At 70.5% G+C, this 13,504-nt stretch carries 10 protein-coding genes; 5 read left to right on the forward strand and 5 right to left on the reverse strand.

The features are described 5' to 3' along the window. Nucleotide 1: 1 nt before the first annotated feature. Entirely contained in the window at nt 2-1,675 is a 1,674-nt protein-coding gene (locus K8638_RS27060) for an amidase (protein ID WP_223757524.1), read from the reverse strand. Nucleotides 1,676-1,825: 150 nt separating this feature from the next. Between K8638_RS27060 and K8638_RS27065 the strand changes: the two genes are divergently transcribed. Continuing rightward, entirely contained in the window at nt 1,826-2,944 is a 1,119-nt protein-coding gene (locus tag K8638_RS27065; RefSeq protein ID WP_223757525.1) for an aldo/keto reductase, read from the forward strand. 80 nt (nt 2,945-3,024) lie between these two features. Here the strand turns inward: K8638_RS27065 and K8638_RS27070 are convergent, their stop codons facing one another. After that, complete coding sequence (locus K8638_RS27070) at nt 3,025-4,290, reverse strand: right-handed parallel beta-helix repeat-containing protein (RefSeq protein ID WP_223757526.1); 1,266 nt, start codon at nt 4,288-4,290, stop codon at nt 3,025-3,027. Between the two features lie 138 nt (nt 4,291-4,428). After that, nucleotides 4,429-5,292, reverse strand: a complete 864-nt coding sequence (locus K8638_RS27075; protein WP_223757527.1) for a hypothetical protein — start codon at nt 5,290-5,292, stop codon at nt 4,429-4,431. 426 nt (nt 5,293-5,718) lie between these two features. Between K8638_RS27075 and K8638_RS27080 the strand changes: the two genes are divergently transcribed. After that, entirely contained in the window at nt 5,719-7,542 is a 1,824-nt protein-coding gene (locus K8638_RS27080; protein ID WP_223757528.1) for a nucleoside-diphosphate sugar epimerase/dehydratase, read from the forward strand. Here the strand turns inward: K8638_RS27080 and K8638_RS27085 are convergent. Then, nucleotides 7,503-8,471: a GNAT family N-acetyltransferase gene (locus tag K8638_RS27085; RefSeq protein WP_223757529.1), complete on the reverse strand. Its 969-nt coding sequence runs from the start codon at nt 8,469-8,471 to the stop codon at nt 7,503-7,505. The two genes, K8638_RS27080 and K8638_RS27085, sit on opposite strands and share 40 nt — an antisense overlap. A 206-nt stretch (nt 8,472-8,677) precedes the next feature. Here K8638_RS27085 and K8638_RS27090 point away from each other — a divergent pair, with 206 nt between their 5' ends. From K8638_RS27090 to K8638_RS27100, 3 genes are all read left to right on the forward strand, one after another. Beyond that, entirely contained in the window at nt 8,678-10,105 is a 1,428-nt protein-coding gene (locus tag K8638_RS27090; protein ID WP_223757530.1) for a hypothetical protein, read from the forward strand. Between the two features lie 205 nt (nt 10,106-10,310). Beyond that, complete coding sequence (locus K8638_RS27095) at nt 10,311-11,525, forward strand: glycosyltransferase (protein ID WP_223757531.1); 1,215 nt, start codon at nt 10,311-10,313, stop codon at nt 11,523-11,525. Nucleotides 11,526-11,647: 122 nt separating this feature from the next. Further along, entirely contained in the window at nt 11,648-12,781 is a 1,134-nt protein-coding gene (locus tag K8638_RS27100; RefSeq protein ID WP_223757532.1) for a DegT/DnrJ/EryC1/StrS aminotransferase family protein, read from the forward strand. Here the strand turns inward: K8638_RS27100 and K8638_RS27105 are convergent. Then, nucleotides 12,769-13,413, reverse strand: coding sequence for a sugar transferase (locus K8638_RS27105; protein WP_223757533.1), 645 nt, complete (start codon nt 13,411-13,413; stop codon nt 12,769-12,771). The genes K8638_RS27100 and K8638_RS27105 overlap by 13 nt on opposite strands. Nucleotides 13,414-13,504: the final 91 nt, after the last annotated feature.

Below are 13,504 nucleotides of genomic sequence, written 5' to 3' on the forward strand. Positions count from 1 at the left end.
ATCACCGCAGCACGCTCACGTGGATGGGCGGCGGGCGCGTCTCCGTGGCCCGCTCCACCACGCGGCCCAGGCGCAACAGCAGGTGCTCCTCGTAGGGACGCCCCGTGAGCTGGACGCCCACGGGCAGGCCCGCGCGGTCGAAGCCGGCCGGCACCGACAGCGCGGGGAAGCCCGTCAGGTTGGCCAGGCGCACGAAGCGCATCAGCGCGTCCACCACGGGCAGGTTCGACTCTCCGTGGGGCAGCGTCTCCTCGGGAATCACCGGGGCCGTGGAGGCTGTCGTCGGCGTGACGAGGACGTCCACGTCCGCCATGAGCGCCAGCAGCTCGCGCGTCAGCCGGTGCCGGTGCCGCAGCGCGTGCACCAGGTCGGTGGCCCGGAAGTGCCGGCCGATGGCGAGGTTGGTGCGTGAGTCGAAGCCGAAGTCCGAGGGGCGCGACTTCACGTGCGCCAGCATCGCCTCCGCCATCTCGCTCAGGATGATGCAGCTATGCGTCCATAGAATGGTGTTGAGGTCGGGCGCGGGGACCTCCACCACCGTGGCCCCCGCGCCGGTGAGCGCCTTCACGGCGTCCTTGCAGCGCGCCACCACGTCGGCGTCGGCATCCTCGAAGTAGGGCCAGCAGATGCCGAGCCGCACGCCGGACAGGTCCGCGTTCTCGTAGCCGGACAGGTGGTGCGCCGGCTGCGTCTGGGCGACGACGTCGTGGCCATCCGGCCCGGCCAGCAGCGCATACATCGCGGCGACGTCGTCGACGGTGAGGCCCATGGGCCCGACGTGGGCCACGTTCCAGCACAGCGGCGGCACGCCCGTCTCGGGGATGCGGCCCCATGTGGCCTTGAGGCCGACGATGCCGCACAGCGCGGCGGGGATGCGGATGGAGCCTCCGCCATCCGCGCCGATGCTCAAGGGGCACAGCCCCACGGCCACGGCGGCGCCGGACGCGCTGGAGCTGCCGCCGGTGATGTGGGCCCGGTTCCACGGGTTGCGCGCGGCGCCGTGGTGCGGGTTCAACCCGATGGGGTTGATGCCAATCTCGTTCATGTTGGCCTTGCCGAGGATGATGGCGCCGGCGGCCTTGAGGCGCGCGGCCACCGTCGAGTCCGCGACGGCCACCTCCTTGCGGAACTTCGTCCCCAGCGTCGTGGGGAAGCCGGCCAGGTCGACCTCGTCCTTCAGCACGACGGGGACGCCGTCGAGCACGCTCAGGGGCCGGCCCGCGCGCAGGCGCTCTCCCGCCGCCTCCGCGGCCCGGAGCACCTCGTCCGGATTGCGGGCGACGAAGAGGCCCAGGCGGTCCTTCCCACTGTCAATCCGCTCGATGGCCTCGTGGATGCGCCGCACCACCGAGAGTGGCTCCACCCCGCCCTCACGGTAGGCGCGCACATAGGCGGCGACCGTCGCACGCTCCCCGGGCTGGGGCGCCGCGGCGATGGCACGCGCGGCCTGCTCGACGGGAGACTGGGGCTCCGCGGCGGGGGCGCCATGCGGAAACGGGAGCTGGACGGGAGGCGCATCCCCCGCGGGCAGCTCGCGCCAGTGCTCGATGCCGCTGTCGCGCACCAGCTTCTCCAGCATCACGGAGCCGACTCCGCTCTCCAGTGCGTTGACGAAGGCCTTGAGCGCCATGCCGGAGACCCGGGGCGCCTTCACGGGATTGCGTTGGTAGGTCATTGTCTCCACAGCCTAACGCTTCCGCTGGCGCGCGGCGCTCCGCCTTCAAACAGGCGCAAGAACCGGGCTGCGCGCGTGGGAGCCCTCCCCTATCCGTAGCAACGCGACGGGCGCTCGGTGCCCGCCGGTACGGCTGGAGAGGGCCCACACATGACGACGCAGCGCATCGACTCCCTGACGAAGTACCACCTGCTCGGCCAGACGGGCCTGCGGGTGAGCCCGCTGGCGCTGGGCACCATGACCTTCGGCCCCGACTGGGGCTGGGGGAATACCGAGGAGGACTCCCACCGCATCCTGGCGCGCTACCTGGAGGCGGGCGGCAACTTCATCGACACGGCGGACGGCTACACCTCCGGCTCCAGTGAGCGCATCATCGGCGACTTCTTCGCGAAGCACGGCGGGAGGGAGCGGGCGGTCCTCGCCACCAAGTTCTCCGTGAACACCTCGCCCGGAGACCCCAACGCGGGTGGAAACGGGCGCAAGAACATCCTCCGCGCGCTCGAGGGCTCGCTGCGCCGCCTGAAGACGGACTACGTGGACGTGTACTGGCTCCACGTCTGGGACGGCCTGACGCCCGTGGAGGAGGTGATGCAGACGCTGACCGGCCTCGTGCGCGAGGGCAAGGTCCGGTACATCGGCCTGTCCGACGTGCCGGCGTGGTACTTCGCCCGCGCCCAGACGCTGGCGGAGCGGAACGGCTGGGAGAGGGTGGCGGCGCTGCAGCTGGAGTACTCGCTCGCCGAGCGCAACATCGAGCGCGAGCACATCCCCGCCGCGCTCGCGCTGGGCGCCGCCATCACCCCGTGGAGCCCGCTGGCCGGTGGGCTCCTCACGGGCAGGTACACCCGCGAGGGCACGAAGCCGAAGGGAGAAGGGCGCGCCCATGCGCTCCTGGCCAGCGGCAACCCCGTGGCGGACAAGTTCCTGCAAGAGCGTCCCTGGGCCATCGTCCAGGAGCTGGTCGCGGTGGCGAAGGAGGTGGAGCGCTCGCCCGCGCAGGTGGCGCTCAACTGGGTGGCGACGCGTCCGGGCGTGGTCTCCACCGTCATCGGCGCGAGCCGGCTGGAGCAGCTCGAGGACAACCTGCGCGCGCTCGACTTCACGCTGCCGCCCGCGCTCTCCGCGAGGCTGGAGGCCGCCAGCCGCCCCGAGCTGGTCCACCCGTACGTGTTCTTCGAGAACCCCTTCTTCACGCGGGGGATGCTCGCGGGCAACACCACGGTGCGCGCGGAGCCGAGCGGGTTCCGGGGCCCTCTCCAGGGCGCGTGAAGCGGCGGGACTCCTGCGGGCTTCCGCCCGTCGGAGTCCCCCACGGAGAAGCAGTTGCCCGGCCCTTCAGGGAGCCGGACTCACCGGGCGTCTTCGAGGCCACTCCTCTCCGCCGGGTTCCACGTCCCCGCGGGGATGAACGGGACGGCCCCGGTGTCGGGCTCGACGGCGAGGTCCGGGGCACCGGGGCGCACACCCGTGGAGGCGCAGACGACACCGAAGCAGTCGCCCGCCCCGTTGCCTCGCGCGACGTTGCCGCCCCCGTCGATGACGCCCGGCGCGTGGATGCCCCAGCCCGTGTTGCCGATGGCCACGTTGCCGGACACCGTGAGGGTGCCGGGGAACGTCACGCGGAGCCCGTCACCCCGGTTGCGGAGGAAGCGATTGCCGCTGACCGTGCCGGTGACCGAGGGCTGCAGGAGCTCCGGCGGCTCGGCCACCGTCAATCCGCTCCCGTTCTCCCACCAGGTGTTGCCCCTGACGTCGAGCGTCCTGGCCCGGGCCTCCAGGCCCGTGTCGTTGCCGGCGACATAGGAGTCACGCAGCACGAGGTCGAATGGCTCCCAGGCCGGCTCCACGGCGGGGGCGAGGGCGCCGTTGCCCGCGATGACCGTGTTGAAGAACCTCGCCTCGTAACAGGTGCCGTAGCCGAACTCCCCGAGTGGAACCCAGCCCACGACCTGGTTCCGGAAGAGCAGGCTCGACCTGAAGGTGACGCTGCCGTCGGGGCACCAGAACACGAGCTCGTTGGAGCTGAAGGTCGAGCGGTCCACATCGACGGAGTGGAAGTTCGCGGAGAAAGCGAGCCCGTTGCCGGAGAAGAGCGACGACTTCACCTTGAAGGTTCCGTTGCCCGCATCCTGCTCACTGCCCAGCCCCACGCGGTTGCGGAGCAGCCGGCAGTCCGTCACGTGGATGTTCGTGAAGCTGCCGTAGCGGTTGTAGACGGCGGCCCAGTTGTCGATGAAGGTGAGCCGGGACAGCCGCACGTCCTGGCCGGAGTCGACGATGTACCCCCAGGAGAACCCCCGGATGGTGCCGTTCCTCACCGTGCTGTCGGCCTCGACCACGATGCCCTCGGACCCGCCCGTATCCGGGCCGGACCGGCGCACGGTGTGACCGCCCAGGTCGAGGACGACGCCCGCGCGGGTGATGCGGAGCGCGGGGCCGTTCGTGCCCGGACATGCGAGGTCGTGGGTGAGCCGGGTGTTCCGGGTGATGGTGTCGCCGCACCGGACCCGGCGGCTCTGGGGCGCTCCTCCACCGCCAGCTTGCGCGGCGGGTGACACCGCCAGAAGCACCGCCATGCCCACGGCCATGGCGACGACCTCGCGTACACGACGCATGTGCCTTCCCCTCCCAGGGACTCCCCGCCCCCGTGCCGTGGAGGCTAGTCACGGCCCCGCCCGCGGCTTACCTCCCCGTGGGGACCGGCCCGCTGCCCGCACGCCGACAGTCCGGAGCCGCGTGGCGGTGGGATGACCTCAAGCCGTGCCCGTCAGCCGGTAGTACGCGTGGGGACGGCGCCAGCGGATGAACGCCTGCGCGAGCACGTTCATGTCCCACCGGATGGGAATGGGGTCCACGACGAACCCCAGGTCGTCCTTGAACTGGCTCAGCTGGGGCACCTCGCGGGAGTGAAGGCCGCCCACGAGCATCTGGACCTTCCCACTCCTGCGGCAGAGTTGCGCGAACTCGAAGACCAGCCCCGTGGAGATGTTGGTCGGTAGCGCCCAGGTGGCGTAGTACGCACTGCTCCCGTACGCGATGCCATCCACCGCGTAGCCCGTGAGGAATCCCCCGAGCCTGCCGTCCACCAGGCCCGCGAGCACGCACCAGTGGTTGCCCTGGAAGTACCGCTTCACCTCCGCCACGTAGTCCTCACGCGAGGGCGGCTTCCGGTGACGGGTCCGAGAGAGCGCCTCGACGGCAATCTCATGCCCCTGCTCCAGCAGAAGCTCGGGGCCGGTGAGCTGCACGACCCTCACGAGCCGCTGGCACTTCCGGAGCTTGTTCCTCCGGTTCGCGGAGAGGCTGCTGACGTCATAGCTCGCGAGGTCCTTCAGCCGTTCGATGGGGACGCTGCCATTCGCCGCCCCCGCGCTCTCCGGCGTCAGCGCCGCCCGGTAGCCCCAGCTCAGCGGCGTGGGGCGGGTTGCCTCGTCCGGCCTCAGCCGCGCCAGAAGGTGCACGGGCTGGAAGAACCCGGGCGCCCCCGCCTCCTCCCAGAAGTGCCCACCGTGCTGGATGACGCGCACCCCCTCCTCGCTCCGGCGCTTCGCGAGCTCAGCTTCCGTGAGTACCGAGAAAACCGCCTCCGAGGCATCACGCACGTGAGGATTGGACATGACCATCCCGACCTTTCCACGAGCCACGGCCGGTGCTGGCGAGCCCGGCTCCCCCCTGCAATAGGGTTGCTAGAGCACCCCGGTGCGACTGGCCAGCAAGGCAGGAATCTGTCAGCCGGGAGGAGGGCCCACGGCCTGGACGGAGGAGGCGCGCAGGCAACGGGCAGGCCGCATTCCCAGTCTGGACCGGGACCGGGGGAGGTTCCCACGTCTGCTTCCGTGCAATGACTCGCATTGGAAGCTCAGGCGCTCCGGGGCAACTTGGAGCAGGCGCCCTCGCACGCCACCCTCATCGATTGAGAAGCAGAGGAGGGGAAGGGGAGAATGGCGCAAGGGACGCGGGAAGGCACTCTTGCCGTAGCCGGACATTCTCCGGCGCGACTGGCCGGCGGTCCACGCCGCTCGCCACGTCTGCGCCCGCTTCTCGTGCTCCTGCTCGACGCGGTCATCACGGGCGGTGCACTCTTCTTCGCGGTGCTGCTGCGCTTCGACGGGCGGATGCCCGCGCGGTGGCAGATGGCGTTCCTGCATGGGCTGCCCCTGCTGCTCGCGCTGCGCCTGGGGACCCTGGTCTGGTTCAAGCTGCACCGCTGGTCCTTCCGCAGCCCGGGCCTCAGCGAGGCGGGACGGCTCATCCTCGCCAATGCGCTCGCCACCATTGCCTTCGAGGTGCTCCGGTCCTCCCTCACCCTCGAGCGCCTGCCGCTCTCGGTGGTGGGCATCGAGTTCTTCGTCTCCACGGCGCTGATGGGGGGGCACCGGTTCGCACCGCGGATGGCGCGGCAGTGGTACCTCGACCGGCAGCGCGCGCGCCGGAGGGGCACCCGGCGCGCCATCATCGTCGGCGCGGGCGGCGCCGGAGACCTGCTGCTGCGAGACCTCCGGCGCACCCCCGGCAGCCCCTGGCACGTCATCGGGCTGGTGGACGACGACCCCGCCAAGCACGGCACCCGCCTCAATGGCAGGCGGGTGTTCGGCCCCATCGACTCGCTACCGGAGCTGGTGAAGAAGCACCGCGTGAGCCAGGTGCTCATCGCCATTCCCACCCTGGCCCCCGAGCGCATCCAGCACATCCTGAACCTGTGCAGGGACCTGGACGTCGGGTTCAAGATCCTCCCCGCCTCATTCGTCTATCTCGACAAGAAGATTACCTCCGCGATGCTGCATGACCTCAGCCCGGAGCACCTGCTGCCCCGGGACGCCGTCGCGTTCGACCGCGAGGAGGTCCACCGGCTCGTCACCGGCCGCCGCATCCTCGTCACCGGAGGCGCGGGCTCCATCGGCAGCGAAATCGCGCGTCAGGTCGCCGAGCACGCGCCCGCCTCGCTCGTGCTGCTCGACATCAACGAGAACGAGCTCTACCTGCTCGTGCGCGAGCTCCAGGAGCGCTACCCACGGCTTCCGGTGACGGCCCTGGTGGCGGACATCCGGGACCAGCCCCGGATGATGCGCATCGGCGCGGAGCATGCGCCGCAGTACGTCTTCCACGCGGCCGCGCACAAGCACGTGCCCCTGATGGAGGACTCGCCCGAGGAGGCCATCAAGAACAACGTCTTCGGAACCCGCAACGTCGCGCGCATGGCGGACGCCTGTGGCGTGGAGCGCTTCGTGCTCATCTCCACCGACAAGGCGGTCCACCCCACGTCCATCATGGGGGCCTCCAAGCGGCTCGCGGAGATGGTCGTCCGCGACCTCGCGGCCCGCTCGCGCACCGCGTTCACCGCCGTCCGCTTCGGCAACGTGCTCGGCTCCGCGGGCAGCGTGGTGCCCCTCTTCAAGCGGCAGATTCAGCGCGGCGGGCCCGTCACCGTGACGCATCCGGACTGCACCCGTTACTTCATGACCATTCCCGAGGCCGTCGGGCTCGTGGTGCTCGCGGGGCTGGGAGGCTATGGAGACCTGTGCATCCTCGACATGGGGAACCCCGTGCGCATCTCCGAGCTCGCCGCCAACACCATCACCCTGGCGGGCCTGGTGCCGGGCAAGGACATCCCCATCGTCTACACGGGGCTGCGCCCGGGCGAGAAGCTCGAGGAGACGCTGCTGAGCGAGGAGGAGGAGCGCACCCAGCAGGTCCGCAACCGCATCAAGGTGGCGCGCAGCCCCGCGCCTCCCGCGGACTTCCACGCCCGGCTCCGGCGGCTGTGGCGGGCGGCGCGGACCGGCGACACGCCCGGCGTGACGAACACCCTTCTCACCCTCATCCCGACCTACGCCCCGTCGAAGGCCCCGGGCCCCGGGAAGCGGTAGGCCGGGAAGTACCCCCCCTCCGCGCGGCCTCCCACCAGGTGGGCGTACAGCTCCGGCTCGCAGACGATTTCGTGGGTGCGGAGCCGGGAGCTCGAGTTCGCCAGGCCCCGCTTGAACTCCTCGAGGCCGTCGCCCGGCTGGATGCCTCCCCCCAGGTGGAGCGGCAAGCCGAGTTCCGAACAGAGCTCGGCCATGGCGACGAAGAGGTTCTTGGACGGCGAGCGGGCCCGGTACGCGTCCGCCGTCCCCCCGAGGTAGTAGTGCAGCACCCCGTCGCTGCTGACACAGACCGCCGCGGCGGCGACCTGCCCGTCCGGAGCCCGCGTCGTCAGGAGCCATGCGACGGGTGAAGCGAACAGCTCCTCGAAGTATGCATCCGAGAAGAAGTACCGCGCGCTCGCCCGGTCGCGGACCATGGTCTGCCGGTACGCCTGCTTGAACCCCTCTCGCACCTCGCTCGCCGCCTCGCGGGCAGGCTCACGGTGGGTGACGAAGCCGTCCCGGACGTTGCGCTTCACGTGCCGCCGGTGCATCTCCCGGAACTCGACGGGCAGGCGAGGGTCGATGAAGAACACTTCGTTGCGCTCGGTTGCCCCCCCGAAGCAGCGCGGCCCGGAGACGCGGTCTCTCACGAAGATGCAGACAAGCCCGGTGGCCCGCCAGTCCACCGACTCCTTGGGCACCTCGCTCAGTCCGTTCACCAACCCGCCTGGATACCCATACGGAGAGACCGCGTCGCGGTGGGGCGTCCCCTCGATGGGCCGTACGATGAGTGGGAGCAGCAACGACCTGCCCTCGCCTCCGTCGATGACGAGGGAGTGCGTGACGCCCTCGGCGCGCAGGTGGTGCGGAGAGCGGAAGTAGTCCGCGGACCGTGCCGACGCACCCGCGTCGGGGACCAGCATGGCCCGCAACTGCGTCTTCGTCATCGGCTCGCACCACCTCCGAGCGGGCGGCCCATGCCTCGCGGTACGAGCCTTCGTCGGAATTTGGTTTGTCTGCACACGTTCCAGTCGCCAACGAACGCATTCCGGCGTTCCCATTGCAGAGTAGTCATCCGCGCGAGCGGAGGCCTACTCCCCCAAGGACACAATTGATGTTGGACTTCCGTCGTCGAAGCACCCGTGGCCTTGCCATGTCCTCAATCCTGGCCCTCGCCGTTCTGTTTGGAATGGCCTGCGACCCCAACGCCGAAATGGTGGACCCTGACTCCGGTCAGGTCGTGACCCCCGACGGCGAGCAGGTCGCCGCGGCCCCCGACATGGGCGCTGATGTGCCCGCCGCGAACGACTCCGAGCCGGTTGCCGCCGCCCCCGACGAGGGGGCTGAAGCGCCCGCCGTGGACGACTCCGAGCCGGTTGCCGCTGCCCCCGACGAGGGGGGCGATGCGCCCACCGCCCCCGAGCTGATTGCCGCGGTTCCCGATGCGGACGCCGACGCGCCCGCCGCGGACGGCTCCGAGCCGGTTGCCGCGCAGCCGGCCCCGGCGCCCTCCTCCGACTCGCCGACCGCGACGGCCGCGGCGACCACTCCGCTCCGCACCGTGGCGGCCTGGGAGTCGCTGTTCCTCGGGCGCTGGAACACCGAGCACAACGCGGACTACCTGCCCCGGAGCAACTCGCTGGACAGCTGGCAGTTCTACAACCTGGCCTATGGCATCGACGCGAACACCGCGATGTACCGGGCCACGGGCAAGACGCAGTACCTGGACCGTGCGCTCCTCTACGTCAACAACATGGTCCGCAACGCGAAGCTGTCGTCGTCGCTGCCCCAGAGCCAGTTCAAGGACTCGTACCTGGGCTGGGCCTCGCAGCGCTCCGACACCCTGGGGAAGGAAGTTCCCCTGTTCGAGAGCTATTGCTGGCGCTACGTGACGCGCATGCTGCGCGTCATCCGCGAGACGCCCACGCTGTATGGTAATGCCACCTACCGCGCGCAGTACGACCGGCTGCTGGCCTTCTCGGAGAAGAACATCTTCGAGAAGTGGCACCGGCGCGGGGCGAACTCCTTCATCTACCGCAACCGCACGCACATGGCCTCGCACTGGGCCTACATCGCGATGGACCTGTCGCGCATGACCACGGACGCCACGCGCAAGGCCACCTACCTGACTGTTTTCAACAACATCAACCGTGACCTGCCGAACTCCACGTCGTCCCTGCGCCAGCAGCTGCGCCCGGGCTTCGTCTCCACGCCGACCTACTACTGGAGCGACGTGTGGGGCTCCACCGCCCGCCCCGGCCAGGACGTGGCTCACGCGAATGGCATGCTTGCCTACATCGTCGAGGCGCATGACGCCGGCATGGAGTGGACGGACGACGACATCCGCAAGTTCACCGCGACGCTCAACTCCGTCATCTGGCCCTCGGCCACGCGGTACGCCACCTACGTCGACGGCTCGGGCACCGGCAATGGCTGGTTCAACGACGGCCTGATGAAGCTCGGCCGCTACGACGCCAACCTGCAGCGCCGGCTGGAGGCGCATCGCGTCGGCAACAACATCATGTTCTACGCGAACGGCGCGCTCAACGCGCGAATCCTGTCCGGGCTCGCCACGCCGTAGGCAGCATTCACAATCGGTTGTTCCCGGGTCGCCGGGCGGCGCTTCACCGCGTCGCCCGGCGATTCGCGTTTTCGTTTCCCCCGCCTTTCGTCACGGACTGGCCTGCACAGGACCCGGTCCTGCCCCGTGGGGCGCTTGCTGGCACCAGGAAGTCCCTATGAAGTCCGGACGCCATGCGGAGATGCGTGGCGCGAGGGCCTCCCACATGCCGCCGAATCGCATGCTCATCTTCAGCCCGGCCGCCTTCCAGCTCTCGGGGCACCAGCAGTCCTATCTCACCGGGCTGGGCGAGGCGCTCGGACGGCTCGGCGTGGACGTCCACGTCCTCGGGCTGAGGGGGCGCGGGAGCTATCCCGCCCCCATCGTCTCGCACGCGGTCGGAAAGGACACGGCCGTCGAATCACGCTCGGCATACCGTGAGCGCCTGGGGCCCCTGGGAGATGTCGTCTGGGGAACGGGCCGCCTCACGCACCAGGTCCACCTGCTCAACGAATTGCGGCGCGTGCACCACCACCTGGGCGGGCCACCGCTCCTGTTCGAGGGCTTCGAGTACCTCTCGCTGGCGGCGTACGTCGCGCAAGCGCGCCGCACCCATCGGCAGGCGTGCATCTTCCACGACACGAACTTCAACTTGAGGCACGCGTCGCCCGTCGCCGCCGCCTACAAGCTCCTCGCGCGCCCCTTCGCGAGGCACATCCTGCGCAGCATGGACCGGGCCTTCGTCCACGCGCCCGGGATGCGGGAGAACCTGTTCGAGAACGTCGACCCCGAGCGGCGCTACACCCACAAGGTCGAGGTGATTCCCTATGGGGCACCCCATCCCGAGAAGGTGCCGCGCCTGGACCGGGCGGAGGCCCGCGCCGCGCTGGGTATCGGCACGCGGCGCAAGGCGCTGCTCGCCTTTGGCACCCTGCGGGCCGACAAGTGCTTCCGCCTGGTCCTCGGGGCCCTGGCGCGAAGCCCGGAGTGGGAGTTGCTCGTCGCCGGCCCGGAGGGTGACGTCTCGTTCCGGCAGCTCCAGACGCTCTGCGAGCAGGCCGGCGTCCAGCAGCGCGTCCGGATGTTCCCGGGCTTCGTCCCCCTGGGCGAGCACCCCCGGTACTTCGGGGCCGCGGACGCGGTGCTCAACCTCTACGAGGAACACATCCGCCACGAGAGCGGCACGGCGCAGCTCGCCCGGTCCTTCCTCCGTCCCGTCATCGCGGGAGGGCCGCCCGACCTCCACGCCTACGTGCGCGAGACGGGCGCGGGCTGGCCCGTGAGCCCCTTGAGCGTGGACCGCCTCACCGCGGTGCTGGACGAGGCCGCCCGCCTCGACGAGGCCGGGCGCGCCGCCATGGAGCGGCGCATCCACGCGGCGGCGGTCGCGCGCTCGTGGGATGCGGTGGCCTCCAGGGTGCTCACCGCGCTCTCCGGATGAGCGGCGCCACGGAAGCAGACAGATTCCCCGCCTCTCCGGCCCAGGGCACGGAAGGGCCGCGGTGCGCAGGCTCCGGGCAGACCGAGACGCGGCCGCCCGGCCCCTTTCCAGGAGTGAAGCCCATGCCCCAGCGCATCCACCTGTCCTCGCCGCACCTGGGAGGACTCGAGCGTGGCTACGTGGACGAGGCGTTCGCGAGCAACTGGATTGCCCCGCTGGGCCCCCACGTCGACGCCTTCCAGGAGGAATTCGCCCGCTGCGTCGGAGCGCCGCACGCGCTCGCGCTGAGCTCCGGCACGGCCGCGCTCCACCTCGCGCTCCAGCTGGCCGGCGTGGGCCCGGGAGACGACGTGCTGGTGAGCACCCTCACCTTCTCCGCCTCGGTGAATCCCATCCGCTACCTGGGGGCGTCCCCCGTCTTCATCGACAGCGAGCGCGCCTCCTGGAACATGGACCCCGCCCTGCTGGAAGAGGAGCTGGAGGCCCGCGCCCGCTCCGGAAAGCTGCCTCGCGCGGTGGTCGTGGTCCACCTCTACGGACAGAGCGCCGACCTGGACCCCATCCTCGCGGCCTGCGACCGCCACGGCGTGCCGGTCATCGAGGACGCGGCGGAGGCCCTGGGCAGCACGTACAAGGGGCGTGTCCCGGGCACGCTGGGCCGCGCCGGCATCTACTCCTTCAACGGGAACAAGATCATCACCACGTCGGGTGGAGGGATGCTGGTGTCACCCGACGAGGCGCTCATCCGCCACGCGCTCAAGCTCGCCACCCAGGCGCGCGACGCCGCGCCGCACTACCAGCACTCCGAGGTGGGCTACAACTACCGGCTCAGCAACGTGCTGGCGGCCATCGGCCGCGCGCAGCTCCGGGTGCTGGAGGAGCGTGTCGCCGCGCGGCGCTGGAATCATGCCTGTTACGTCCGCGAGCTCGCCGACGTGCCGGGCATCACCTTCATGCCCGAGGCCCCCTGGGGGCGGCACACGCGCTGGCTGACGACGCTGACCATCGACCCGGTGCGCTTCGGCGCGGACCGCGAGGCGGTGCGGCTCGCGCTGGAGCGGGAGGACATCGAGGCGCGGCCGGTGTGGAAGCCCATGCACCAGCAGCCGGTGTTCTCCACCTTCGAGCGGCGGGGCGGCCACGTGGCGGAGGAGCTGTTCCAGCACGGCCTGTGCCTGCCGTCCGGCTCCAACCTCACTCCGGACGACCTGGCCCGGGTGGTGGAGGTGGTGAAGGCCGTGCATCAGGCCCGCTGAGCCCGAGGCCCTTCACTGTTGCCCAGGAAGGGGTACATCGTCATGCGCCCCTCCGGGGCGATGCCCTGGCGCTGCACGACGCGCAGGAAGGTCAACGCGAGAATCCTCGCGTCGAGCCACAGGCTCCAGTGGTCCACGTACCAGACGTCGAGCCGGAAGCGCTCTTCCCAGTCCAGCGCGTTGCGTCCGTTCACCTGCGCCCAGCCGGTGATGCCCGGAAGCACTTCGTGGCGCCGCGCCTGCTCGGCGGAGTAGCGCGGCAGGTACTCGACCAGGAGCGGGCGCGGGCCCACCAGGCTCATGTCGCCGCGCAGCACGTTCCAGAGCTGTGGAAGCTCGTCCAGGCTGGCCGAGCGCAGGAACCGTCCGAGCCGCGTGAGGCGCTGCGCGTCCGGAAGTGGACGGCCGTCCGCGCCCCGGGCGTCGAGCATGGTGCGGAACTTCACGAGCTGGAACGTCCTGCCCCCACGTCCCGGGCGCTGCTGGCGGAAGAGCACCGGGCGGCCCATGGAGACGCGGACGGCCAGTGCCGTCGCGGCCATCACCGGGGCGAAGCAGAGGAGTCCCGCGGCCGCGGCCAGCCGGTCGATGCATTTCTTGAAGAAGAGCGCCGTCCCAGCCTGTCGTCGCATCCGCCCGCCCCCGCTTCCGATTCTCTTTCACACGCGAACGTGGGTACCACCGTGCGTCCCCACCACCTGCCCATGAGCAGTGCTCGCTGTC

The sequence above is a fragment of the Myxococcus sp. RHSTA-1-4 genome, from assembly GCF_020037125.1.
Classification (GTDB): Bacteria; Myxococcota; Myxococcia; order Myxococcales; family Myxococcaceae; genus Myxococcus.

Excerpts from the sequence above, each read along its gene's own strand:
- K8638_RS27095 (WP_223757531.1), top strand. The coding sequence starts at position 10,311 with ATGCCGCCGAATCGCATGCTCATCTTCAGCCCGGCCGCCTTCCAGCTC.
- K8638_RS27105 (WP_223757533.1), bottom strand. The coding sequence starts at position 13,413 with ATGCGACGACAGGCTGGGACGGCGCTCTTCTTCAAGAAATGCATCGAC.
- K8638_RS27060 (WP_223757524.1), bottom strand. The coding sequence starts at position 1,675 with ATGACCTACCAACGCAATCCCGTGAAGGCGCCCCGGGTCTCCGGCATG.
- K8638_RS27065 (WP_223757525.1), top strand. The coding sequence starts at position 1,826 with ATGACGACGCAGCGCATCGACTCCCTGACGAAGTACCACCTGCTCGGC.
- K8638_RS27100 (WP_223757532.1), top strand. The coding sequence starts at position 11,648 with ATGCCCCAGCGCATCCACCTGTCCTCGCCGCACCTGGGAGGACTCGAG.
- K8638_RS27085 (WP_223757529.1), bottom strand. The coding sequence starts at position 8,471 with ATGACGAAGACGCAGTTGCGGGCCATGCTGGTCCCCGACGCGGGTGCG.
- K8638_RS27090 (WP_223757530.1), top strand. The coding sequence starts at position 8,678 with ATGTCCTCAATCCTGGCCCTCGCCGTTCTGTTTGGAATGGCCTGCGAC.
- K8638_RS27075 (WP_223757527.1), bottom strand. The coding sequence starts at position 5,292 with ATGTCCAATCCTCACGTGCGTGATGCCTCGGAGGCGGTTTTCTCGGTA.
- K8638_RS27070 (WP_223757526.1), bottom strand. The coding sequence starts at position 4,290 with ATGCGTCGTGTACGCGAGGTCGTCGCCATGGCCGTGGGCATGGCGGTG.